The 24,199-nt window shown below is 62.6% G+C and carries 24 protein-coding genes; 18 read left to right on the top strand and 6 right to left on the bottom strand.

Annotated elements, in window-relative coordinates:
* The first annotated feature begins 54 nt into the window (after positions 1-54).
* The 10 genes from tesB to AC1DOG_RS12045 all read left to right on the top strand — a co-directional run bounded on the left by tesB (position 55) and on the right by AC1DOG_RS12045 (position 12,650).
* Positions 55-939: an acyl-CoA thioesterase II gene (tesB, locus tag AC1DOG_RS12090; RefSeq protein WP_047508894.1), complete on the top strand. Its 885-nt coding sequence runs from the start codon at positions 55-57 to the stop codon at positions 937-939.
* Between the two features lie 211 nt (positions 940-1,150).
* Positions 1,151-1,501: a P-II family nitrogen regulator gene (locus AC1DOG_RS12085; protein WP_056810626.1), complete on the top strand. Its 351-nt coding sequence runs from the start codon at positions 1,151-1,153 to the stop codon at positions 1,499-1,501.
* A 29-nt stretch (positions 1,502-1,530) separates the two neighbouring features.
* The gene (locus AC1DOG_RS12080; RefSeq protein WP_112941058.1) at positions 1,531-2,895 is read left to right on the top strand and encodes an ammonium transporter; all 1,365 of its coding nucleotides are present in this window, start codon (positions 1,531-1,533) and stop codon (positions 2,893-2,895) included.
* 240 nt (positions 2,896-3,135) lie between these two features.
* Positions 3,136-5,820 carry an FtsK/SpoIIIE family DNA translocase gene (locus AC1DOG_RS12075; protein WP_477928260.1) on the top strand — a complete coding sequence of 895 codons (2,685 nt, stop codon included), beginning with the start codon at positions 3,136-3,138 and terminating at the stop codon, positions 5,818-5,820.
* A 168-nt stretch (positions 5,821-5,988) separates the two neighbouring features.
* Positions 5,989-6,663: an outer membrane lipoprotein carrier protein LolA gene (locus AC1DOG_RS12070; RefSeq protein ID WP_112941056.1), complete on the top strand. Its 675-nt coding sequence runs from the start codon at positions 5,989-5,991 to the stop codon at positions 6,661-6,663.
* Positions 6,664-7,404: 741 nt separating this feature from the next.
* Positions 7,405-8,316, top strand: a complete 912-nt coding sequence (gene dapF / locus AC1DOG_RS12065) for a diaminopimelate epimerase (RefSeq protein WP_477928258.1) — start codon at positions 7,405-7,407, stop codon at positions 8,314-8,316.
* Entirely contained in the window at positions 8,313-9,587 is a 1,275-nt protein-coding gene (gene mtaB / locus AC1DOG_RS12060; RefSeq protein WP_477928256.1) for a tRNA (N(6)-L-threonylcarbamoyladenosine(37)-C(2))-methylthiotransferase MtaB, read from the top strand. The genes dapF and mtaB overlap by 4 nt, the downstream gene beginning before the upstream one ends.
* Before the next feature lie 15 nt (positions 9,588-9,602).
* On the top strand, positions 9,603-11,288 hold the full coding sequence (gene ftsY, locus AC1DOG_RS12055) for a signal recognition particle-docking protein FtsY (protein ID WP_477928254.1): 1,686 nt from the start codon (positions 9,603-9,605) through the stop codon (positions 11,286-11,288).
* Between the two features lie 133 nt (positions 11,289-11,421).
* A complete protein-coding gene (locus tag AC1DOG_RS12050) occupies positions 11,422-12,066 on the top strand; it encodes a septation protein A (RefSeq protein WP_113009378.1) in 645 nt (214 codons plus the stop codon).
* Positions 12,063-12,650, top strand: a complete 588-nt coding sequence (locus AC1DOG_RS12045; RefSeq protein WP_477928252.1) for a DUF2585 domain-containing protein — start codon at positions 12,063-12,065, stop codon at positions 12,648-12,650. The genes AC1DOG_RS12050 and AC1DOG_RS12045 overlap by 4 nt, the downstream gene beginning before the upstream one ends.
* Before the next feature lie 38 nt (positions 12,651-12,688).
* Here the strand turns inward: AC1DOG_RS12045 and AC1DOG_RS12040 are convergent, their stop codons facing one another.
* Both AC1DOG_RS12040 and AC1DOG_RS12035 read right to left on the bottom strand, forming a co-directional pair.
* Complete coding sequence (locus AC1DOG_RS12040; RefSeq protein ID WP_477928250.1) at positions 12,689-13,519, bottom strand: aldo/keto reductase; 831 nt, start codon at positions 13,517-13,519, stop codon at positions 12,689-12,691.
* Positions 13,520-13,669: 150 nt separating this feature from the next.
* Positions 13,670-14,218 carry a L,D-transpeptidase family protein gene (locus tag AC1DOG_RS12035; RefSeq protein WP_477928248.1) on the bottom strand — a complete coding sequence of 183 codons (549 nt, stop codon included), beginning with the start codon at positions 14,216-14,218 and terminating at the stop codon, positions 13,670-13,672.
* A gap of 144 nt (positions 14,219-14,362) precedes the next feature.
* Here AC1DOG_RS12035 and AC1DOG_RS12030 point away from each other — a divergent pair, with 144 nt between their 5' ends.
* Entirely contained in the window at positions 14,363-15,046 is a 684-nt protein-coding gene (locus tag AC1DOG_RS12030) for a response regulator transcription factor (protein WP_018901915.1), read from the top strand.
* Positions 15,047-15,048: 2 nt separating this feature from the next.
* Positions 15,049-15,504, top strand: a complete 456-nt coding sequence (locus tag AC1DOG_RS12025) for a cyclic nucleotide-binding domain-containing protein (protein ID WP_477928246.1) — start codon at positions 15,049-15,051, stop codon at positions 15,502-15,504.
* Positions 15,505-15,522: 18 nt separating this feature from the next.
* Here AC1DOG_RS12025 and AC1DOG_RS12020 read toward each other — a convergent pair whose 3' ends face one another.
* Positions 15,523-16,326, bottom strand: coding sequence for an exodeoxyribonuclease III (locus tag AC1DOG_RS12020; RefSeq protein WP_477928244.1), 804 nt, complete (start codon positions 16,324-16,326; stop codon positions 15,523-15,525).
* 87 nt (positions 16,327-16,413) lie between these two features.
* Entirely contained in the window at positions 16,414-17,421 is a 1,008-nt protein-coding gene (locus AC1DOG_RS12015) for an MBL fold metallo-hydrolase (RefSeq protein ID WP_477928242.1), read from the bottom strand.
* Between the two features lie 317 nt (positions 17,422-17,738).
* Between AC1DOG_RS12015 and ffh the strand changes: the two genes are divergently transcribed.
* The 5 genes from ffh (at position 17,739) to trmD (ending at position 21,451) form a co-directional block, all read left to right on the top strand.
* Entirely contained in the window at positions 17,739-19,316 is a 1,578-nt protein-coding gene (gene ffh, locus AC1DOG_RS12010; RefSeq protein ID WP_289730303.1) for a signal recognition particle protein, read from the top strand.
* Positions 19,317-19,332: 16 nt separating this feature from the next.
* Positions 19,333-19,653: a chorismate mutase gene (locus AC1DOG_RS12005; protein WP_018901910.1), complete on the top strand. Its 321-nt coding sequence runs from the start codon at positions 19,333-19,335 to the stop codon at positions 19,651-19,653.
* A gap of 51 nt (positions 19,654-19,704) precedes the next feature.
* Positions 19,705-20,073, top strand: a complete 369-nt coding sequence (gene rpsP / locus AC1DOG_RS12000) for a 30S ribosomal protein S16 (protein ID WP_018901909.1) — start codon at positions 19,705-19,707, stop codon at positions 20,071-20,073.
* Positions 20,074-20,192: 119 nt separating this feature from the next.
* Positions 20,193-20,762: a ribosome maturation factor RimM gene (rimM, locus tag AC1DOG_RS11995; protein ID WP_477928239.1), complete on the top strand. Its 570-nt coding sequence runs from the start codon at positions 20,193-20,195 to the stop codon at positions 20,760-20,762.
* 8 nt (positions 20,763-20,770) lie between these two features.
* The gene (gene trmD / locus AC1DOG_RS11990) at positions 20,771-21,451 is read left to right on the top strand and encodes a tRNA (guanosine(37)-N1)-methyltransferase TrmD (RefSeq protein WP_477928528.1); all 681 of its coding nucleotides are present in this window, start codon (positions 20,771-20,773) and stop codon (positions 21,449-21,451) included.
* Positions 21,452-21,493: 42 nt separating this feature from the next.
* On the opposite strand, the gene AC1DOG_RS11985 is transcribed toward trmD, so the two are convergent.
* Entirely contained in the window at positions 21,494-22,951 is a 1,458-nt protein-coding gene (locus tag AC1DOG_RS11985) for an NCS1 family nucleobase:cation symporter-1 (protein WP_477928237.1), read from the bottom strand.
* A gap of 543 nt (positions 22,952-23,494) precedes the next feature.
* Here AC1DOG_RS11985 and rplS point away from each other — a divergent pair.
* Entirely contained in the window at positions 23,495-24,043 is a 549-nt protein-coding gene (rplS, locus tag AC1DOG_RS11980; RefSeq protein WP_018901924.1) for a 50S ribosomal protein L19, read from the top strand.
* A 3-nt stretch (positions 24,044-24,046) separates the two neighbouring features.
* Here the strand turns inward: rplS and AC1DOG_RS11975 are convergent, their stop codons facing one another.
* Complete coding sequence (locus tag AC1DOG_RS11975; protein ID WP_477928235.1) at positions 24,047-24,193, bottom strand: hypothetical protein; 147 nt, start codon at positions 24,191-24,193, stop codon at positions 24,047-24,049.
* Positions 24,194-24,199: the final 6 nt, after the last annotated feature.

Below are 24,199 nucleotides of genomic sequence, written 5' to 3'. Positions count from 1 at the left end.
TTGATCTATATAGATCATCATCGCCACACTTCCTACCTGCCGGAGCCATACAAAATGACGCGCCTCACCGAAAAGCCGACCGCGATGGAAACCCTGCTCGCAACGCTCGATCTCGAGCCGATCGAGGTCGATATCTTCCGCGGTACCAGCCCGCAGGTCGGCTGGCAGCGGGTGTTCGGCGGGCAGGTGATAGCGCAGGCGCTGATGGCGGCGCAGCGCACCGTCGACATTGAGCGGCTGGTGCATTCGCTGCATGCCTATTTCATGCGTCCGGGCGATCCCTCGGTGCCGATCATCTACCAGGTCGAGCGCATCCGTGACGGGTCGAGCTTCAACACCCGCCGCGTCGTTGCCATCCAGCACGGCAAGGCGATCTTCGCGCTGTCGGCCTCGTTCCAGATCGTCGAACCCGGCTTCGAGCACCAGGTCGCCATGCCCGACGTGCCGATGCCCGAGACGCTGATCGACGAGAACGAGATCGCCAAGCGCTATCTGGCGCATGCGCCGGAGGCGATCCGCAAATATTGGGGTCGCGAGCGGCCGATCGAAATCCGGCCGGTCTCGCTGACCCATTATTTCTCCGACAAGAAGCTCGATCCGCTCCAGCATGTCTGGGTGCGCGCCAATGGTCCGGTTCCCGATGACCGGCACGCCCAGGCGGCGGTGCTTGCGTATATCTCCGACATGACGCTGCTCGACACGTCGCTCTACCCACACGGCACCTCGATCTTCGACCAGACGATCCAGGTCGCCAGCCTCGACCATTCGATGTGGTTCCACCGCCCGGTCAAGCTCGACGATTGGCTTCTCTATACACAGGACAGCCCGTCCGCATCCGGTGCGCGAGGTTTGACGCGCGGTAGCCTCTATACGCGAGATGGCGTGCTCATTGCGTCGGTGGCGCAGGAGGGTCTGATTCGTAAAAGGGCAAATGACTAATTTGGATGCAAATTTAATCGTTTGTGTATTTTTTGAGCGATTATTAGGCAATCACTTGCCTGTTTAATGGCGCCTGCAAATATATTCCTTATTTTTCAATACCTTAACAAATCGTTTCGAATCTGGCACGGGCCTTGAATGTAAGAGGTCGGTCGCTGGTCGCAAACGGCAGTGGCAAGGAGAGTCGGCTCCGTGCCGAGGGTAACGAAGGATGGGAAACCAGATGAAAATTGTGATGGCCATTATCAAGCCGTTCAAGCTGGATGAGGTGCGTGAAGCCCTTACGGCGATCGGCATTCAGGGCCTGACCGTGACCGAAGTGAAGGGTTACGGGCGCCAGAAGGGACATACCGAAATCTATCGCGGCACCGAATACGCGGTCAGCTTCCTGCCGAAGCTGAAGATCGAGATCGCCGTCGCAAGCGAGCTCGTCGACAAGGCTGTCGAAGCCATCGCGTCGTCGGCCAAGACCGGTCAGATCGGCGACGGCAAGATCTTCGTTTACTCGATCGACCATGCCGTGCGCATCCGTACCGGCGAAACCGATGCAGAAGCGCTGTAAGTAACGGTAGAGCCAAGGAGCTTTTCTCTATGTCAATTTCGAAGTTTTCTCCCACTCTGGCGCGCCTTGCCACTGCGTCCGCAGCGCTTCTCGCGCCGGTCGTCGCCTTCGCGCAGGATGCCGCCACCGCTGCCGCTCCGGCTGCCGCCGCCGCACCCGTTCCGGACAAGGGCGACACCACTTTCATGTTCGTCTCGACCATCCTGGTGCTGTTCATGCTCGTTCCGGGCCTCGCACTGTTCTACGGCGGCCTGGTCCGCGCCAAGAACATGCTCTCGGTCCTGATGCAGTGCACGATGATCGGCGCCGTCATGATGCTGATCTGGGTCATCTACGGCTATTCCTTCGCCTTCGGTGGCTCGGAAAGCGCATACTGGGGCGGTACCGCCAAGCTGTTCCTCTCCGGCGTGACCAAGGAAACGACGGCAGCCACCTTCTCGCAAGGCGTCGTCATTCCTGAGTTCATCTTCGTGATGTTCCAGATGACCTTCGCCGCCATCACGCCTGCGCTCATCGTCGGCGCATTCGCCGAGCGCATCAAGTTCTCGGCCGCGGTGCTCTTCTGCGCGCTGTGGGCAACCTTCGTCTACTTCCCGGTCGCACACATGGTCTGGGACGCAAATGGCCTGCTCTTCAAGATGGGCGCGCTCGACTTCGCAGGCGGCACGGTCGTTCACATCAACGCCGGTATCGCCGGTCTGGTTGGTGCGATCCTCGTCGGCAAGCGCATCGGCTTCGGCAAGGACATGATGGCTCCGCACTCGATGACGCTCACCATGGTTGGTGCCTCGATGCTCTGGGTCGGCTGGTTCGGCTTCAACGCCGGCTCCAACCTCGAAGCTTCCGGCGGCGCGATGCTCGCAACCGTCAACACCTTCGTTGCAACCGCCGCTGCCATCGTATCGTGGGCTGCCGTCGAAACGATGACCCGCGGCAAGGCCTCCATGCTCGGTGGCGCTTCCGGCATGGTCGCCGGTCTGGTCGCCATCACGCCTGCTGCCGGCATCGTCGGCCCGATGGGCGCGATCGTCATGGGTCTCATCGTCTCGCCGCTTTGCTACTTCTTCGTCTCCGTGGTGAAGAACAAGTTCGGCTACGACGACACGGCTGACGTCTTCGGCGTTCACGGCGTCGGCGGCATCTTCGGCGCGATCTTCACCGGCATCTTCGCCAGCGCATCGCTCGGTGGCGTCGGTTACGCCGAAGGCGTGACGATGGGTGGCCAGGTCATGACCCAGCTCACCGCCGTTGCAATCACCGTCGTATGGTGCGGCATCGGTTCGGCGATCCTCTACAAGATCGTCGATGTCATCGTCGGCCTGCGCGTCGCCGTCGAAGCCGAACGCGAAGGTCTCGACCTCGCTACGCATGGCGAAGCCGCTTACCACTCCTAAACAAGGCTTGCGGCGCTCAAAAATGGGCGCCGCTCAACAGCCCGTCGCGGCTTGATCAACACTCTAGCCGCTCTTGGCCCGGACCTTTCAAAGGTTCGGGCCTTTTTATTTCCGTATCCGTCGACCAGCGCGCTCATGGTTAACATCGCTTTAACCGTCCTTTGGTTAGGTGGAGCGGACGCATTGGGCGCGAAGCGCATTGGCGATTCGCACGCATCAGGCATTGGACGGGTACAACACATGGCAAGAAGCACATCGCCAGCAATGGATGGCCGGCCGGACCGTTTCTCCCTTTCGGGGTTCATTTTCCGGCAGGCGCAGACCCTTTTGGGGTTTGCAATCTTCATTGCGCTGGCACTGGCCGTCGCGGCTTTGGCGACCTGGAACGTCGCCGATCCGAGCTATTCCTACGCCACCGGCAACGAGCCCACCAATGTGCTCGGCTATAGCGGTGCCGCCTTCGCCGATATCCTGATGCAATTCTTCGGCCTTGCCAGCGTGGTGGCGCTGCTGCCCGTCGTCGCCTGGGCGCTGGCGCTGATCTCCGGCCGCCGCTTCACCCGCATTCCGGCGCGCGCCGCCGCATGGGGCCTCGGCTCCGTTCTCTCCTGCGCCGTTCTCGGCTGCTTTCCGCCGCCGCTCACCTGGCCGATCCCCAATGGCATCGGCGGCGTTATCGGCGACATGATCCTGCGCTTCCCAGCGCTGTTCGTCGGCGCCTATCCGACCGGAACCTTCGCCACCGCCGTCGGCTGCATCTTCGCGGTGCCCTGCGTCTGGATGATGCTCTTTGCCGCCGGCATCGTCGGCCGCACCGAAGAGGAAGAGGCCGAAGAGGAGGAAGAAAACTACGCCGCCAGCCGCTCCAAGCTGCGCTCGGTGGGCGATGAGGACGAGGAAGACGACGAGGGCGGCTGGCTTGCCTTCGGCGCGCTGACGCATGCCTGGTACATGAGCCAGGCCCGCATGCGCCGCATGCTCGGCATGGGTCCGCGCAAGCGCAAGCTCGATGATTACGACGCGCCCTACGATTTCAATGACGACGAGTTCGGCAAGCTCAACGAGCCGGTGCGCGCCAAGGCGCCCCAACGCGGCGAGCGCATGGATCCCTCGATGGATCCGTCGATCGCGCCCCGAGCCGGTTCGCCGCGCCGCGTGGTGTCGGCGCCGTCGATCTCGCTCAACGACGATGATGACGACGACATGGGCTACGATAGCGACATGCCGCCGCGCCCGGCCGATATTCTGCCCGACGACGAGGACGACAATGGCTGGATGATGCGCGCGCCTGCCAAGCAGGCCGGCGGTCGCGCCGAGCCGCGCGTGCAGCAGGCCGCTCAGCGCCCCAAGCTCGGCGCCCGTATCGAGCGCGAGCAGCAGGGCTCCTTCATCCGCCCCGAAGGCTTCCAGCTGCCGTCGATGCATCTTCTCGCCGAGCCCAAGGCCGTCGTGCGCGATTCGACGCTGTCGGCCGATGCGTTGGAGCAGAACGCCCGCATGCTTGAAGGTGTGCTCGAGGATTTCGGCGTCAAGGGCGAGATCATCCATGTCCGTCCTGGCCCCGTCGTCACGCTTTACGAACTGGAGCCTGCGCCCGGCATCAAGTCGTCGCGCGTCATCGGCCTTGCCGACGATATCGCCCGCTCGATGAGCGCGATCGCCGCCCGCGTCGCCGTCGTGCCAGGCCGCAACGCCATCGGTATCGAACTGCCGAACAATATCCGCGAGACCGTCTATCTGCGCGAGATGATCGCCTCCAGGGATTTCGAGACCTCCAAGGCCAAGCTCGCCATGGCGCTCGGCAAGACGATCGGCGGCGAAGCCGTCATCGCCGATCTCGCCAAGATGCCGCATCTGCTCGTCGCCGGCACCACCGGCTCGGGTAAATCTGTCGCCATCAACACCATGATCCTGTCGCTGCTCTACCGCATGACGCCGGAGCAGTGCCGCCTGATCATGATCGATCCGAAGATGCTCGAACTCTCCGTCTATGACGGCATTCCGCATCTGCTCTCGCCCGTCGTTACCGATCCGAAGAAGGCCGTCGTGGCGCTGAAGTGGACGGTGCGCGAGATGGAAGAGCGCTACAAGAAGATGTCGAAGATCGGTGTGCGCAACATCGACGGCTTCAATTCCCGCGTCGAGCAGGCGCTTGCCAAGGGTGAGGCGATCTCGCGTACCGTGCAGACGGGCTTCGACCGGGAGACCGGCGAGGCGATGTACGAGACGGAAGAGTTCGACCTGAAGCCGCTGCCCTATATCGTCGTCATCATCGACGAAATGGCCGACCTGATGATGGTCGCCGGCAAGGATATCGAAGGCGCCGTGCAGCGCCTGGCGCAGATGGCGCGCGCCGCCGGCATCCATGTCATCATGGCGACGCAGCGCCCATCCGTCGACGTCATCACCGGCACGATCAAGGCCAACTTCCCTACCCGCATCTCCTTCCAGGTGACGTCGAAGATCGACAGCCGCACCATTCTGGGCGAGCAGGGCGCCGAACAGCTGCTCGGCATGGGCGACATGCTCTATATGGCCGGCGGCGGCCGCATCCAGCGCGTCCATGGCCCGTTCGTGGCCGATGGCGAAGTGGAAGACATCGTCGCCTATCTGAAGACGCAGGGCGCGCCCCAATATCTCGATGCCATCACCGCCGATGACGACGAGGATGGCGATTACGGCGGCGGGCCTGCTGGCACCGGCAATCTCGCGGATTCCGACGACCCCTATGACCAGGCCGTCGCCATCGTCCTGCGCGACGGAAAGGCCTCGACCTCCTACGTCCAGCGCCGTCTCGGCATCGGCTACAACCGCGCGGCGTCGCTCATCGAGCGGATGGAGCAGGAGGGCATCATCGGCCCGGCCAACCATGCCGGCAAGCGCGAGATCCTGGTTCCCACCGAAGGCGATATTCTCGACCGGTAAGGGCGTGCGCGCCCTTGATTCCGGCATTTTCAGCGCGATTTATCTCGCATGTACTGGTCCTTCACGGAAACCTGATCGGCGCGAAAACGTTACCTTTGGCCGGTCGCGCCAGGACGCCATGAAGACGCCGCGTTTCGGCAGCATGCAGACTGCATAAAGGAGACTTTCATGAACCACTCCGACACATTCCTGGACCGCTTCACGCTGACACGGCGCCACATGCTGGGTGCGCTTGCTGTCGCGGCTGCGTCCACGGCGCTGCCGCTCAACGTCTTCGCCCAGGCGGCCGCGGCTGCGTCCACAAGCGGCACCGCGCAGGCGATCGCCGACCACTTCTCCTCGGTCGCCACCATGCAGGGCGAGTTCGTGCAGTTCGGCCCCAAGGGCGAGCAGACAGGCGGCAAATTCTTCATCCAGCGCCCCGGCAAGCTGCGCTTCAACTACGACGACCCGTCGCCGATCCGCGTGATCGCCGATGGGAAGAACGTGGCGATCGGCAACATGAAGCTGAAGACATGGGACCTTTATCCGCTGTCGAAGACGCCGCTCAGCCTGCTTCTCGCACAGAAGATCGACCTGTCGGCCGGCTCGGTGAAGAGCGTCAAGGAGGAGTCCGACCTGACGACCATCGCGCTCGGCAACAACACCGTCTTCGGCAACTCGACCATCACCATGATGTTCGACCCGAAGACCTATGACCTGCGCCAATGGACGATCACCGACAACCAGGGCAAGGACACCTCTGTCATGGTGTTCAACGTCAAGACCGGCGTGCAGTTCGACGACAAGGTTTTCAAGGTGCCTTACGAGGTCATCCCGGGAACGGCTGCCTATCGCGATTGATGGTTGGCTGGCAGGGCGGCGATGTCTCCCTGCCCTCATTCCTGTACCCAAGCGTCGCTCGGGCGATGTCACAGGAATCCAGCAATGGCGCGTCCGCGCCGTGCATGAACGACCCAGTGTTGTATCGGAAGAAGAGTCTCTCGCCGCGCGGACGCGCGTCTGCTGGATTCCCGCCACAAGGGCGAGAATGAGTGAGGATGGGTGGCCTCGGGCGTCCACAGTAGCCCACCACGACACCACAAAACTCCGCGCGGAGCAAAGCTCGGCGACGGCTGGCAAAAGCATCCCAAAAAGTGGGAACGGGCAGGCGGCATTATATAGCTGGTATGTGTGTCAGGCGTTTCCACCTGCCCGATTGCTTCAAGGTTTCCGGGTCGTCCAGGCCGACAGGAGCGTCTCTCGGCCTTTCCTTGCCGGATGATCCCTTGGCCCTGACAGCCTTGGAACCACCTCTTCACAACCATCACCGAACGCCGGATGCCAACCTTGGCGTGACCGGTTCGCGAACCCGGCTCCCTGTCCGATGACGTCATCAGTGTGTGGCGATTGCGGGTGACGGGGATAACGGGGTGCGCCGAATTCGGCTATCATGCTGATAATGTCGCGATGTTTCTTGGTCGTGCCGTGAAATTTTCCCCGTCGCCACGCTGACGACAGGAGCGGATGGGCCGATCACGCCGCCACTGGTAATTCCCGCGCATTTCCGCCATATACAGCCCAAACACACATGGACATGAGACAATGAGCGCAACGGTCGAATTCGCGAGGATGAACGGGCTTGGCAACAAGATCCTGGTTGTCGACATGCGCGGGCGCAAGGACAAGGTTACGCCCGAAGCCGCGATCGCGCTCAATGCGGCTTCTGAGACCCAGTTCGACCAGATCATGGCGATCCACGATCCGAAGGCCGAAGGCACCGATGCCTGGATCGATATCCTGAACTGCGACGGCACCAAGGCACAGGCCTGCGGCAACGGCACGCGTTGCGTGGTGCAGGCGCTTTCGGCCGAGACGGGCAAGAAGGTCTTCACCTTCCAGACCGTCGCCGGCATCCTGAATGCAGCCGAGAACGAGGATGGAACGATCTCGGTCGACATGGGCCGACCGGTGTTTCAGTGGGACAAGATCCCGCTCTCGGAAGAGTTCTTCGATACCAGCCGCATCGAGCTGCAGATCGGGCCGATCGACAATCCGGTACTGCATTCGCCTTCGGCCATGTCGATCGGCAATCCGCATGCGATTTTCTGGGTCGACAGGGATCCGATGAGCTTCGATCTGGAGCGCTTCGGACCGCTGCTCGAAAACCACCCGATGTTTCCCGAGAAGGCCAATATCACGCTGGCGCAGGTCACGTCCGACGCAAGCCTGCGCACCCGCACCTGGGAACGCGGCGCCGGCCTGACGCTTGCCTGCGGCTCGGCCGCCTGCGCCGCAGGCGTTTCGGCCGCGCGCACCGGCCGCACCGGCCGCAAGGTCACGATCGACGTCGCAACCGCGCCGAGCCGGCAGCCGCTCACCATCGAATGGCGTGAGGACGACCATGTCGTCATGACCGGTCCCGCCGAATGGGAATGGTCCGGCACCGTCGATCCCGTGACCGGCGTTTGGCAGCGTGATGAGGCGGTCGAGGCTCCGGGGGCGGAAGCCAAGTGAGCGGGGTCGAGGTCATCACCTTCGGCTGTCGTCTGAATACCTACGAATCCGAAGTGATGCGGGCCGAGGCCGAGAAGGCCGGGCTGAACAACGCCATTCTGGTCAATACCTGCGCCGTGACGGGCGAGGCCGTGCGTCAGGCGCGCCAGGCGATCCGCCGGGCGCGTCGCGACAATCCACATGCCCGCATCATCGTCACCGGCTGCGCCGCGCAGACCGAGAAACACACCTTCGCCGAGATGGCCGAGGTCGACGCGGTGCTTGGTAACGAAGAGAAGCTCAAGAGCACCAATTACCGCGCGCTGCCGGATTTTGGCGTCTCGGCCGAAGAGAAGCTGCGCGTCAACGACATCATGAGCGTCAAGGCCACCGCGCCGCAGATGGTCAAGCATATCGACGGCCACGTGCGCGCCTTCATCCAGGTGCAGAATGGCTGCGACCACCGCTGTACCTTCTGCATCATCCCTTATGGCCGCGGCAATTCGCGCTCGGTGCCGATGGGATCGGTGGTCGACCAGGCGCGCAAGCTCACCGAAAGCGGCTATCGCGAGATCGTGCTGACGGGTGTGGACGCCACCAGCTACGGCGCCGACCTGCCGGGCGAGCCGACGCTCGGGTTGCTCGCGAAGACGCTTCTCAAGCAGGTGCCGGATATAAGGCGTCTCCGTCTGTCGTCGATCGACAGCATCGAGGCGGACCGGCATCTCCTCGATCTCATCGCCGACGAAGCGCGCTTCATGCCGCATCTGCACCTGTCGCTGCAGCATGGCGACGACATGATCCTGAAGCGGATGAAGCGCCGACACTCCAGCGCCGATGCGCTTAACTTCGTCAACGAGGCCAGAAGGCTGCGGCCGGAGATCTCGATCGGCGCCGACATGATCGCTGGTTTCCCGACCGAGACGGAAGAGATGTTCGGCAATGCCGTGAGGCTCGCCGAGGACGCGCAAATCGCGCATCTGCACGTCTTCCCCTACAGCCCGCGACCGGGAACGCCGGCAGCACGGATGCCGCAGCTCGACCGGACGCTCGTCAAGGAGCGGGCGGCGCGGTTGCGCGCCACTGGACATATGCTGCATCAGTCCCATCTCGATCGCATGGTCGGCACGCGGCAATGGCTGCTGGTGGAAAACAACGGACTGGCGCATACGGAAAACTTCACGCTTGTCGCAGCGCCGGGGCTAAGCCCCCGCGCGCTGGTTGAGGTCGATATCGTCGGCCACAACGGCAAGCACCTCGACATGCAACTGACGGCCGCCTCCGCGGCCTGACCTGACGGAATTCTCATGGCGTTCAGCTTCATCAAAAAGGTCTTCACCTTCGGCCCCGACAAGACGGCGGAAGAGCAGGCGCCGGATACGGTCGAGACCAAGGCCCCCGAGGTTGCGGTCGAGCCGGTCGCGGAGGCGCCTGTTGCTGACGTGACGGCGCCGGTGCCATCCGCGCCGGTGGAAGACTTGCCCGTTGCCACCGATCCGGTATTGCCGGAAGAGGTGGAGACGGCCGGTGGGCCTTCCGCCGATGGCGAGGATGTTGCCGAGGACGAGGTTTCCGAGGACGAGGTTTCCGAGGATTTGCCGACGGCACTGGCTACCGATGATGTCGGGTTGGTGCCGTTGTCCTTGCTGGAGGCTGAGGCGGAGTCTGATGCTGAGGCAGACGTCGCTGACGCCGAGGGTGCGGTACCCCCCTCTGTCCTGCCGGACATCTCCCCCACAAGGGGGGAGATCGACTCGTTGGGGTCGCCCGACCAGACAGCTGACGATGGAGTGAGTGTTCAGGCAGTTCCGCCTACGGACGAGATTGACCTGCAGCCTTCAGTCGACGAAACGGTCGAGGATGAAGCGAGCGAGCCCGCCCAGCCAATCTCCCCCCCTGTGGGGGAGATGCCCGGCAGGGCAGAGGGGGGTACCACGCCCTCCGAGCCAGCTTCTGTCGACTCCACAGAACCAACTCTGACCGACACCGACTCCCCCATCCTCCCCAAGGGCTTCTCCACCGCCACCGAGACCCCCGAACCCGTCACTATCGTCCCGCCGGCCAAGCTGAACTGGTTCCAGCGCCTGCGCGCCGGCCTCGCGCGCACCTCGTCGCAGCTGACGGGCCAGATCTCGGCGCTCTTCACCAAGCGCAAGCTCGACGACGACACGCTGCAGGATCTCGAAGACCTGCTGATCCAGGCCGATCTGGGCGTCGAGACGGCGTTGCGCGTCACCGATACGCTGGCCTCGGAACGCTACGGCAAGGACGTGTCGGGCGAGGATGTGAGCCGCATCATGGCGGCGGAGATCACCAAGGTGTTGAAGCCGGTGGCAAAGCCATTGCAGCTCGATCTCAGCCACAAGCCGCATGTCATCCTCGTCGTCGGCGTCAACGGCACCGGCAAGACCACCACCATCGGCAAGCTCGCCGCCAAGCTGTCAGGCGCCGGGCTGAAGGTGATGGTGGCGGCCGGCGATACGTTCCGCGCGGCGGCGATCGAGCAGCTGAAGATCTGGGCGGACCGCACCAAGTCGGAATTCATCGGCACCAAGCTCGGCGCCGATGCGGCCGGACTTGCCTATGATGCGTTCGAGCAGGCCAAGCAGAAGAAATGCGACGTGCTGATCATCGACACCGCCGGCCGCCTGCAGAACAAGACGGAGCTGATGGCCGAGCTCGAGAAGATCGTGCGCGTGCTCGGCAAGCTCGATCCGGACGCGCCGCACACGGTGCTGCAGACGCTTGACGCCACCACCGGCCAGAACGCGTTGAGCCAGGTGGAGATCTTCCGCAACGTCGCCGGCGTCAACGGCCTGATCATGACCAAGCTTGACGGCACGGCGCGCGGCGGCATCCTCGTCGCCATCTCCGCCAAGCACAAGCTGCCGGTCTATTTCATCGGCGTCGGCGAGGGCGTGGACGATCTGGAGCCCTTCGAGGCCGAGGATTTCGCCCATGCGATCGCCGGCCTCGGAGACGCGCGGGGCTGATCAAGTCGCCGCCATTGCCGCCGATCACGATTGATGCCACAGATATGCCCGCAAGGGCGCGCAAGCGTCCGGGATAGAGACTGACGACAAAGACTGACGATAAGAACTGACTAGGGAACGGATTAGGGACCTCATGACGACCGAGAGCGATATCACCCCGTCGGCGACAGACAAGCATCACCCGATGCTCAAGCTGGCGCTGGAGCTCGGGCCGCTGCTGATCTTCTTCTTCGCCAATCTGCGCGGTCCCTGGCTGGTGGAGAAGTTCCCGGTTCTCGCCTCGCTCGGCGGCCCGCTCTTCGTCGCGACCGCGCTGTTCATGGCGGCGACGGTGATCTCGCTCGTCATCTCGAAGGTCGTTCTTCGCCATCTGCCGATCATGCCCTTCGTCTCGGGCATCGTCGTTTTGATCTTCGGCTCGCTGTCGATCTACCTGCAGGACGAGACCTTCATCAAGATGAAGCCGACCATCATCAATTCGCTGTTCGGCCTCACGCTGCTCGGCGGCCTGCTCTTCGGCAAGTCACTGCTCGGCTATGTCTTCAACGCCGCCTTCCAGCTCGACGCCGAGGGGTGGCGCAAGCTCACCGTTCGCTGGGGCGTGTTCTTCCTGTTCCTGGCGGTGCTCAACGAAGTCGTCTGGCGCAATTTCTCCGACGATACCTGGGTCGCCTTCAAGGTCTGGGGCACGATGCCGATCACCATCCTGTTCACGCTGGCGCAGATGCCTGTCATCATGAAGCACACGATCGCGCCCGAGGGCGAGGCCGGCCAGTGACGGCGCTGCAGGCGACTGACAGAGCCAAGCACCAGACCTACTGGTTCATCGCCTGCCTCGGCGTGCTCATCGCGCAGATCGTCGCCGAATATCTGATGGGGCGCACGCCGATCTGCACCTGCGGCTACATCAAGCTGTGGGAGGGCACCGTCAATTCCAGCGGCAACTCGCAGCACATGTCGGACTGGTACACGCCGTCCCACATCATCCACGGCTTCCTGTTCTACGGCCTGGCGCATCTGGTGCTGCGTGGCAAGCCGATCGCGATGAAACTGCTTCTGGCGCTGGTGATCGAGTCCGGCTGGGAGCTGCTGGAGAACTCCCCGATCATCATCGACCGCTACCGCACGGCGACGATCTCGCTCGACTATTACGGCGACAGCATCCTGAACTCGGCGATGGACACGGTGTTCATGGCGCTCGGCTTCTTCTTCGCTTGGCGCGCGCCGGTCTGGCTGACGGTCACGATCGCCATCTTCTTCGAGATCTTCACCGGCTACATGATCCGGGACAATCTGACGCTCAACGTGCTGATGCTCGTCTGGCCGCTGGAGGCGGTGAAGACCTGGCAGGGCGGGGCCTAGAGCTACAAGCTCCAGGCCCACACCTCTAGATCAAATCCTTAGAACGTCGCCGTCTTCGGGTCCGGCCCCATGCGCGCCGAGGTGCTGTCGAGCTTGGCGATCTCGGCCATGTCGTCGCCATCGAGCTTGAAGTCGAAAACCTGGAAGTTCTCGACGATACGCGACGGCGTTACCGATTTCGGGATGACGACGAGGCCGCTATCCATGTGCCAACGGATGATCACCTGCGCCGGTGTCTTGCCGTGCTTCTCGGCGATTTTCGCTAGAACCGGATGGGCGATCAGCTTGCCCTGGCCGAGCGGGCTCCAGGACTGCGTGGCGATGTTGAGCTTCTTGTGCGCTTCCTGTGCCACTTTCTGCTGAAAGTCCGGATGCAGCTCGATCTGGTTGATGACGGGCACGACGCCGGTCTCGGCAATCAGTCGCTCGATATGTTCAGGATAGAAATTCGAGACGCCGATCGACTTCGCCCGGCCTTCCTCGCGCAGCTTGATGAAGGCTTTCCACGTATCGACATAGGCGTCGCGGTTCGGCGCCGGCCAGTGGATGAGGTAGAGGTCCACATAATCGGTGCCGAGCCGCTTCAGGCTCTTGTCGAAGGCCTTCAGCGTCGTGTCGTAGCCCTGGTCGGCGTTCCAGAGCTTGGTCGTCAGGAAGACGTCCTTGCGGTCGACGCCCGACGAGCGGATGCCTTCGCCGACGCCCTCTTCGTTTTCATAGACGGCGGCCGTATCGACATGGCGATAGCCGGCTTCGATAGCAGCGCGCACCGCGGGTGCCGCCATGTCGTTGGGTGTCTGCCAGACGCCGAGGCCGACCTGGGGAATGGAATGTCCGTCGTGAAACGTAATGATGGATTGCTGTGCCACAATAAATCTCCGCGAAAGCGATGAATGGAACGGGGCGTGTTGAACGGCGGGTATCCCGCCATTTCCCGAAACGCCTCTCAGCCCGGGCGTCGGTCGGATTGCATATAGGTCAGCCGGCGCGCGATATCACCCCTGCTCTATGCGTCGGGCTTACAAAACCCTGACGACGGTGCCCTTGCGCAAGTAGGGCAGGATCCGGTTCATGTCACGCGGGTGAATGGCGATGCAGCCCTCCGTCGGCTTGTAGCCGGGGCGGATCAGGTGGAAGAAGATCGCCGAGCCGCGATTGCGGGCTCTTGAGCTGATGTTCCAGTCCATGACGAGGCAGACGTCATAGAGCCCGTCGTCGCGCTTCATCTTTTCGTGACTTTTGCTGAACGGCGCCTTCACCAGCCTGTTGTAGTTGGCGTCGCCGGGCTGATCGCACCAGAGCATGTCCTCGCGGATAAGGCGAATCGGTAGCCGCGTTCGCAAACCGGAGGTTTTTTCGCCGCGCACGAAACCCGAAATCAGCCGCATTTCGGCGATCGGAGTGGCGCCATCACCCTCACGCTTGCGCGTGGTGCGGCCCGAACGGCCGATCGCTGCGGGCACCACGACTGTGCCGAATTGCAGCAAAGCCCGGCTTTTCTGCCCCGGCGCTGGTCTAACGGTGATGATCGTTGGTTGCAAAGACGGTGTCCGCCTTGTTTTTTCCATGTTTCTCACATGTTTGTGCAATTGCAGGGGCAATGATTGAAATCATATAGCACCATATACGATAACAGCTTGGTATGCTGATCTTTGCCAACATCCTAAAGTTGGCGTAGGAATAGTGAACCAGATGGCGAGGGACATAGCCGCATGACAGCACGCACCATTTTGTTGGTGGATGATGACGACGACCTCCGCGAAACCCTCACGGAGCAGCTCTCGCTCTATGACGAGTTCACGGTTCTCCAGGAATCCACGGCTGCCAAGGGTGTCGAACGCGCCCGCGCGACGGCTATCGATCTCCTGATCATGGATGTGGGCCTTCCCGACATGGATGGACGCGAGGCGGTGAAGCTTCTGCGCAAGGGCGGCCTCAAGGCGCCGATCATCATGCTGACGGGCCATGACACCGACAGCGATACCATTCTCGGCCTCGAGGCCGGCGCCAACGACTACGTGACGAAGCCGTTCCGTTTCGCGGTTCTGCTTGCCCGCATTCGCGTGCAGCTGCGCCAGCACGAGCAGAGCGAGGACGCCACCTTCAGTGTCGGCCCCTATGTCTTCAAGCCGAGCCAGAAGTTGCTGACCACGGAGAACGGCCAGAAGATCCGCCTCACCGAAAAGGAAGCGGCGATCATCCGTTATCTCTACCGCGCCGAACAGAAGGTCGTAACCCGCGACGTGCTGCTCGAGGAGGTCTGGGGCTACAATTCCGGCGTCACCACCCATACGCTCGAAACCCACGTCTACCGCCTGCGCCAGAAGATCGAGCGCGATCCGTCGAACGCCGAAATCCTGGTCACGGAAAACGGCGGCTACAAGATCGTTCCGTAACCATGGCGCTGAATGACGATATCCAGCTGCTTGCGCAGCTTCCGCTTTTCAACGGAATGTCGGAGGATCAGCTGAGGCTGATCGCCTTCGGCGCGGATCGGCGCGTGATTTCGAACGGGCAGATGCTTTTTCGCGAAAGCTCTCCCGCCGACAGCGCCTACGTCATCGTCAGCGGCAGCGTTGAACTCAGCCACACCGGACGCGACAACAGGCCTGAGGTTCAGGCTGTGGTCGGGTCCGGCACGCTTTTGTCGGAGCTTGCGCTGGTCACGCTCGTCGAGCGCAAGTTCACGGCGATCGCCCGCGAGGACACGGCGATCATCCGCATCACCCGTTCGCTGTTTCACCGGCTGATCGAGGAATATCCGGATGCGGCTTTGCTGATCCAGCAGCGCATCCGCGACAATATCGCGGCATTGGCGGCCAAGGCCGCCGCCGAGCTCCACCGCTTCGCCTGAGGCTCTTTTCTGAGCTGATCAGAGATCGAAGTGCGCCGTCACCGGCACGTGGTCGGACGGCCGGTCCCAGCCGCGCGCCTCTTTCAGTATCTCGATGCGCTGCAGATGTGGCCCAAGATCGCGCGACGACCAGATATGGTCGAGACGCCGACCACGATCGGCCGCTTCCCAATCCTTGGCGCGATAGCTCCACCACGTATAAAGCTTCTGCGTCTCCGGCACGTTCTGGCGCATCAGGTCGAGCCACTGGCCACGCTTCATGACTTCGAGCAGGCCCTCGGTCTCGACAGGCGTGTGGCTGACGATCTTCAGGAGCTGCTTGTGTGACCAGACGTCGTGCTCCATCGGCGCGATATTGAGATCGCCCACCAGGATCGCCGATGTATTGGCCTCGCCATCGGCTTTGAGCAACTTCATCTCCTCGATGAAGTCGAGCTTGTGGCCGAACTTCGGATTGATCGCCCGATCCGGCTCGTCGCCGCCTGCGGGCACATAGAAATTATGGATGCGGATACGCTTGCCGCCACGCTCGAACACCGCCGAAATATGTCGGGCATCGCCGACCTTGCAGTAATCGGTGCTGTGATCCTCGACGAGCGGAAAGCGCGAGGCGATCGCCACGCCGTGATAGCCCTTCTGGCCGTGGATGATCACATGCTCGTAGCCCATGGCCTTCAAGGGCGCCAAGGGGAACAGCTCGTTCGGCACCTTGGTTTCCTGCAGGCAAATGATATCGGGGCGATGCTTGAGGAAGAGCTGCTCGACGATCGGCATGCGCAGCCGGACCGAATTGATGTTCCAGGTGGTGATCGAGAAGCCCATTGCGCTGCCTTTTCCAATTCTGTTGGAAGGGCTTTAGAGCAAAGGCTGCGTAGATGGAACGGATGGGCTGAAGAAAATGGGAGCACTTCACTCCAGCGGCACGTCGAACACCTCGCCGGCCCTGAGTGGCCGGAAGCGTGCCGGCGCCACGTCATGCTCGCGCAATGCGACCTCCAATGCCTTCACCGGCGCGTCCATAGCCTCGTCGGTGAGCTGGAAGGTCGCGAAGTGGTGGCCGGCCACGTGGGCGGCGTTGGCGAGTTGCATGCCGCGGACGGCTTCGTCGGGGTTCTGGTGCTGGCCCTGCATGAACCAGCGCGGCTCGTAGGCGCCGAAGGGCAGGATGGCGAGGCGGAAGGGGCCGTGTTTTTCACCGGCGGCCCGGTAGTTGATGCCGTCGTGGAAGCCGGTGTCGCCGACGTGGTAGATCTTGCCTGACGGAGTCGAGATGACGAAGGCGGCCCAAAGCGCCATGCTGCGGTCACCAGTGCCGCGTGCCGACCAGTGATGCGCCGGCTCGGCGTCGATGGTGATGCCATCTGATATCGCGATCCGGTCGCCCCAGTCCATGACGGAGATTTTCGCATCGGGCGCGGCGCGGCGAATTATGGTGTCGTTGCCAAGGGGCGTGACGAAGTGCGGGCCGTGGGCCGCCTGCAGCCGTTTCAGCGTCGCGACATCGAGATGGTCGTAGTGATTGTGCGAGACGAGCACGAGGTCGATCTTGGGCAAGTCCTCGAAGCGGATGCCGGGGGCCGTCACGCGCTTCGGGCCGGCAAATGAGAAGGGGCTGACGCGGTCCGACCAGACGGGGTCGGTGAGAATGTTGAGGCCCGCCACCTGCACCAGCATCGAGGCATGGCCGACCATGGTCACGCGCAGGCCGTCGCCTTCGACGCGGGCATCGGGTTTCGCCTGCGGGAAGGGGCTCGGCACCTGTTTTTGCCAGCTCTGCCGCTCGCCGTTGAACTGCCAGCGCAGCATGGCGCGGAAGCCGAGGGGTGCGATGCCGCCGGGATTGAAGAAGCGGGTGCCGTCGAAATGATCGGTGACCGGGCCTTGATAGTAGGGATTTTTGGGTTTGGCGTTTGCCATGCGGTGGGAGCCTTGTCGCCGTAATATGCTGTTCGGGCATCTGCATTTGGGTTGCCGCGCCGGCTTTTGAAAGGCCGAAAACCGCTTATTTGCCCTGATTGCCTTGACTCTCCGACCGTTTTCCTGTTTACCGCCGCTCAATCTGCGACGAGCTTCAAGACTCGAGCCACCGACCGGGACCCGCAAAGGTATAAATCGATCCCGGAGGTCCACACCCGACAGCGCGATGCGCCCTCGGGTGCTTTTTGGCTATGCGTCTTGTTTTCGTCAAGGAAAAGCACAAGGTTTCCCTATCCGGAAATCACAAGGAAGAGCCAATGTTTGAGAACCTCCAGGACCGTCTTGGATCCATTCTGAATGGACTGACAGGCCGTGGCGCGCTTTCGGAAGCCGATGTTTCCGCAGCGCTGCGCGAGGTTCGCCGTGCGCTTCTGGAAGCCGACGTCGCGCTCGACGTGGTGCGCGCCTTTACCGATCGCGTCCGTGAAAAGGCCGTCGGCGCCGAGATCCTTAAGTCGATCAAGCCGGGCCAGATGGTCGTCAAGATCGTCCATGACGAGCTAATCGAGATGCTCGGCGGCGAAGGCGTGGGCGTTGACCTGCATGCCGCTGCCCCGGTCGTCATCATGATGGTCGGTCTGCAGGGCTCGGGCAAGACGACGACGTCTGCGAAGATTGCCAAGCGGCTCACCGACCGCGAGAAGAAGAAGGTTCTGATGGCGTCGCTCGATACGCGACGCCCGGCCGCCCAGGAGCAGCTGCGCCAGCTCGGCGTGCAGACCAATGTCGACACACTGCCCGTGATCGCCGGTCAGTCGCCGACCGATATCGCCGCGCGCGCCGTGCAGGCAGCCCGGCTCGGCGGCCACGACGTCGTCATCCTCGACACCGCCGGCCGCACGCATATCGACGAGCCCTTGATGGTCGAAATGGCCGACATCAAGAAAAAGTCGAACCCGCATGAAATCCTGCTGGTCGCGGACAGCTTGACCGGTCAGGACGCCGTCAACCTGGCGCGCAACTTCGACGAACGCGTCGGCATCACCGGCCTCGTGCTGACCCGCATGGACGGCGACGGCCGTGGCGGTGCCGCGCTCTCTATGCGCGCGGTGACCGGCAAGCCGATCAAGCTCATCGGTGTCGGCGAGCGCATGGGTGAACTCGAGGAGTTCCATCCGCGCCGTATCGCCGACCGCATTCTCGGCATGGGCGACATCGTTTCGCTGGTCGAGCGCGCCGCTGAAAACATCGACGCCGAAAAGGCGGCCGCCATGGCCGCCAAGATGGCCAAGGGCAAGTTCGACCTGAACGACCTCGCCGATCAGCTGCGCCAGATGCAGAAGATGGGCGGCATGGGCGGCATCATGAGCATGATGCCCGGCATGGCTGGCATGAAGGACAAGATGGCTTCGGCCGGCCTCAACGACAGCCTTTTCGGCCGCCAGCTCGCGATCATCTCCTCGATGACCAAGGCCGAGCGCGCCAACCCTGATATGCTCAAGCATTCGCGCAAGAAGCGCATCGCGGCCGGCTCCGGTACCGATGCCTCCGACATCAACAAGCTTCTGAAAATGCACCGCCAGATGGCGGACATGATGAAGATGATGGGCGGCAAGGGCAAAGGCGGCATGATGAAGCAGATGATGGGCGGCCTTGCCGGCAAGATGGGCCTCGGTGGCCTCGGCGGCGGCATGGGCGGCATGCCCGATCTCTCCAACATCGATCCGAAGCAGCTCGAAGCCTTGCAGAAGCAGGCGGAAGCGGCCGGCCTCGGCAAGCCGGGCGGCGGCATGCCGGGCCTCGGTGGCGGTGGTTTGCCAGGTCTCGGCGGCGCCAAGCTGCCCGGCCTCGGCGGTGGTTTCCCGGGCCTTCCCGGCCTGCCAAAGAAGAAGTGAAGGGGTCGCCCAGACTATGATTGATCCTGAAATCAAAGCCCAGCTTTTGAGCTATCGCCAGTCGATCGACAATATCGACGCGGCGCTGGTGCATATCCTGGCCGAACGGTTCCGCTGCACCAAAGAGGTCGGCGTGCTCAAGGCCAAGTACAAGTTGCCGCCGGCGGACCCGGCGCGCGAGGAATACCAGATCGAACGCCTTCGCCACCTGGCCAAGGATGCCAATCTGGATCCGGATTTCGCCGAGAAGTTCCTGAACTTCGTCATCAAGGAAGTCATCCGGCATCATGAGCAGATCGCAGCGGATCACGCCGAAAACGGCGCTGCTGCAAAGTAACAAGGCCGCTTCAACAAAAAGCGGTTCAGACACATCCAAGGAGTAAAGAAAATGGCACTGAAAATTCGTCTCGCACGCGGTGGTTCCAAGAAGCGCCCGTACTACCACATCGTTCTCGCTGACGCCCGTTCGCCGCGCGACGGCCGCTTCCTCGAGAACCTCGGTTCCTGGAACCCGATGCTCGCCAAGGACAACGATGCCCGCGTCAAGCTCGACGCCGAGCGCATCACCCATTGGATCGCACAGGGCGCACAGCCGACCGACCGCGTTCTGCGCTTCCTCAACGAAGCCGGCATCGCAAAGCGCGAAGCCAAGAACAACCCGGAAAAGGCAAAGCCAGGCAAGCGCGCTCAGGAGCGTGCAGCTGAAAAGGCTCAGAAGATCGCCGACGCTGCAGAAGCTGCTGCTTCCGCGGAATAATTCCGGGCTTCGGCCTTGATCGAACGGGCGGCATGGCGACATGCCGCCCGTTTTCGTTTCCATTCCCGTTCACTTCGGTTATGACGAACCAAACCTCCGGCTTCGACATTAGGGACGCCATGACAAAGCTAGAAAATCCGGTGCTGATGGCAACGATCGGTGGCGCGCAGGGGCTGCGCGGCGAAGTGCGCGCCAAGTCCTACAGCGCCGATCCGACCGCGCTCGGCGATTACGGCCACCTGCACAGCATGGACGGACGCACCTTCGAGGTGCTTGAGATCCGCGAGATGAAGAATGTCGTCGTCGTGCGCTTCCGGGGGATCAACGACCGCAACGCCGCCGAAGCGCTGAACGGTCTGGAACTCTATATCGACCGCGACAACCTGCCCGACGACGAGCTCGAGGAAGACGAGTTCTTCTATGCCGATCTCGAGGGTCTTGAGGCCGTCGACGACCAGGGCGTCAGCTACGGCACCGTCACCGGCATCTTCGATTTCGGCGCCGGCGACCTGCTCGAACTCAAGGGTCCCGGCAAGCGCCCGGTGCTGATCCCGTTTTCGGAAGCCTCGGTCCTGGAGATCGACCTCGAAGCCGGCAAGATCACCATCGATCCGCTGGCCTCAGGTCTCGTCGACAACGATGATGACGGCCCGTCGTTCACGCCAGATGAGCCGAAGAAAAAGAAGTGAGCGATAAGATGGCCTTCCGGGCGACGGTCCTGACACTCTACCCGGAGATGTTTCCCGGCCATCTCGGCTATTCGCTTGCCGGCAAGGCGATGGAGCGCAGCCAGTGGGCGCTTGAGCCCGTGCAGATCCGCGACTTCGCCACCGACAAGCACCGTACCGTCGACGACACGCCGGCCGGCGGCGGCGCCGGCATGGTGCTGAAGCCCGATGTGCTCGCCCGCGCCATCGACACGGTCTCCGAAAACGACACCCGCCCGCGCCTCCTGATGAGCCCGCGCGGCAAGCCTTTGACGCAGAAGCGTGTGCGCGAACTGGCCGAGGGCGAGGGCGTCATCATCGTCTGTGGTCGCTTCGAGGGCGTGGACCAGCGGGTGATCGACGCGCGAGAACTGGAAGAAGTGTCGATCGGCGACTACGTGCTCTCGGGCGGCGAACCGGCGGCACTCACCGTGCTCGACGCCATCGTCCGCATCCTCCCCGGCGTCATGGGCAACGACCTCTCCGGCCTGCACGAAAGCTTCGAGGGCGGGATGCTGGAGCACCCGCACTATACGCGCCCGCAGGAGTGGGAGGGCCGCGAGATCCCCGCGGTGCTGACATCGGGCAATCACGGCGCGATCGAGAAATGGCGGCGCGAGCAGGCGGTGACGCTGACGCGTGAGCGGCGGCCGGATCTGCTGGACGAGTAAATCTCGCGAAGAAAAAATGCCCGGCCGAAGCCGGGCACTGCATTATCGCGAGGCAGCACCGACGGCGGAGCCTCGGGTGGTCATGCGCAGGAGATAATAGACGCCGCCGCCGATGCCGACGCCGAAGAACCAGCCATAGGTGCCCCACCATTCCGGCAGAACAGACGTGAAGGTTGGCAGGATGGAGGAGAAGAGCGCGCCGATTGCGAAGGCGATGAAGGCGTTGACGTGCCAGCCGCTCTGGAAGCGGAATTCGCCGTCTTCGCGGTAGAGCGCCGCGACGTCGAGTTCGCCCTTCCGGATCAGATAGTAGTCCACCATCATCACCCCGAAGATCGGCCCCATGGTCGAGCCGATGAAGTTGACGAAGTGAGCGGCACCCGTCTCCCAGGGGGCGAAGGGGTAGAGCACCAGCGCGATCAACGCCGCGATGTAGCCGCCGCGCTTGAAGCTGATATGGCGGGGGAAGACGTTGGAGAAGTCGAAGGCCGGCGAGACGAAGTTGGCGACGACGTTGATCCCGAGCGTCGCCACCGCGAAGGTGAGGGCCGCCAGCAGCGCCAGGAACCAGCTGTCGAACTTGGCCGAGATGGCTTCGGGATGCAGCAATACCTCGCCATAGACGGTGAAGGCCGCCGTGGTGGTGACGCCCGCCACGAGGCAAAAGGCGAGCAGGTTGATCGGCAGGCCCCAGAGATTGCCCTTTCGCAGCGTCTTCACATCCTTGGCGTAGCGCGAGAAATCGCAGAAGTTCAGGTAGAGGGCTGCGAAATAGGTGATCCAGGTGGCGGCGACGGCGGCGAGCGCAGGCAGGGTGCCCGGTTCATAGGGAACGCCGGCATCCTTGGTCTTTTCGATCAGCACGTCGCGCGGGATCTCGCTGCCGAAGGAGAAGGTGCCGGCCTTGACGACGAGGTAGACGGCCAGGACGAGCATCATGATCCAGACGGCCGGTCCGGCCCAATCCTGGAACTTGCGCACCGTTTCCATGCCGCGCTGGATGATCAAAAGCTGCAGCGCCCAGACGATGACGTAGCAGATCACCTCCAGCGTCGAGTGGCCGAGGAAATGGCTGTTCTGGTGGAAGGCGAGAATGCTCTCGTTGCGGATCAGTAGCGCCACGATGGCGCCCGATGCGGCCGCCGTCTGCGCGCCATACCAGAAGCAGGCGACGACCGCGCGCACCAGCGCCGGCGCATTGGCGCCGAAGGTGCCGAAGGAGGCGCGCGCCAGAACCGGGAACGGCACGCCCGTCTTCACGCCGGCATTGCCGACGAGGCTCATCAGCACGAAGATGACAAGCGAGCCGAGGCCGATGGCGATGACGAAATTAATAAAGCTGCCGCACAGAAGAAAAAGGCTGGCGGCGAGATAATAGCCCCACAGGCTGTGAACGTCCGAGGTCCAGACGTTGAAAATGCTGAAGGCGCCCCACTTCCTCTCCCGAGCGGGCGCCAGATCCTCGTTGTATAACGAGGGCGACGGATTGCCAGATGTCATGTAATCCCCTCCTAGGATTCGCGGGCCACAAAATGGCCACAATCGAACTTGCTCCCGATTTGGGCATTTGACAAATATTTAATCAAATAATGCACAGGGGGTGGGTGGGGTTTGGTTTCGCGCTGTGCCGTGAGGCGCCCCCCTCTGCCCTGCCGGGCATCTCCCCCACAGGTGGGGAGATTGGCTGGGCGCACCCGCTCGCTCCACGCTCATTGTTTGGGGATGCCGTTGCCAGGGGTCGATCTCCCCCCTTGTGGGGGAGATGCCCGGCAGGGCAGAGGGGGTATCCTACGCATCGACAGCAGCAGTGTAGCAATGGCGCACATTACCTGCCACGCCGCTATTACTGACGAATCTTACCCCTCAAGGGGTGACAAAGCCCGCGTGATAGAGTATGCGCACCCCCGGAATGGGAATCTCCCATCAACCAAGCAAAGAAAGACAGACGCATTCGCCCCTGCCTGAAGAGGCATAGATCCGAGGCTAGACCCAAGGATTGATCGCAGGGCGCTCTGGTTGTCGAACCAACAATGAGGTTGACACATGAACATCATTCAGCAGCTTGAGGCCGAACAGGTCGCCAAGATCGAAGCCAAGCGCACGCTCCCGGAATTTTCTCCTGGTGATACCGTCCGCGTCAACGTGAAGGTCACGGAAGGCACGCGTACCCGCGTACAGGCCTACGAAGGCGTCTGCATCGCTCGCTCCGGCGGCGGTCTGCAGGAAAACTTCACCGTCCGCAAGATCTCCTACGGCGAAGGCGTCGAGCGCGTATTCCCGGTCTACTCGCCTGCCATCGAAAGCGTAGAAGTCGTTCGCCGCGGTAAGGTCCGTCGCGCCAAGCTCTACTACCTGCGCGACCGTCGCGGCAAGTCGGCTCGTATCGTTGAAGACACCGGCGTCCGCGCCCGCAAGCTCAACGACGCCGAGCGCGCTGCTCTCGCCCAGGAAAAGGCACGTCTGGAAGCTGAGAAGGTTGCAGCTGCTCAGGCTCTGGCAGCCGAAAAGGCAGCACAGGAAGCCGCCGAAAAGGCAGCTGCCGAAGCAGCAGCAGCTGAAGCAGCCGCCGCAGCCGAGCCGGCAGCGGAATAAGCTTCATCCGCAAGGATTGACGAAAAAGGCGACCTCCGGGTCGCCTTTTTTGTTGCACATGAGGCTGGCTGCGCCGATCGGCAGCCGCCGCTGCATGGCTTCAATCGTCGTCCAGTCCTGTCCATGACGATGAGGCATAGGTACCGACATTCGCGT

The organism is Rhizobium sp. 01N48, from assembly GCF_056399145.1.
The sequence above is the reverse complement of the archived record's forward strand: the minus strand, read 5'-3'. Positions and strand labels throughout refer to the sequence as shown.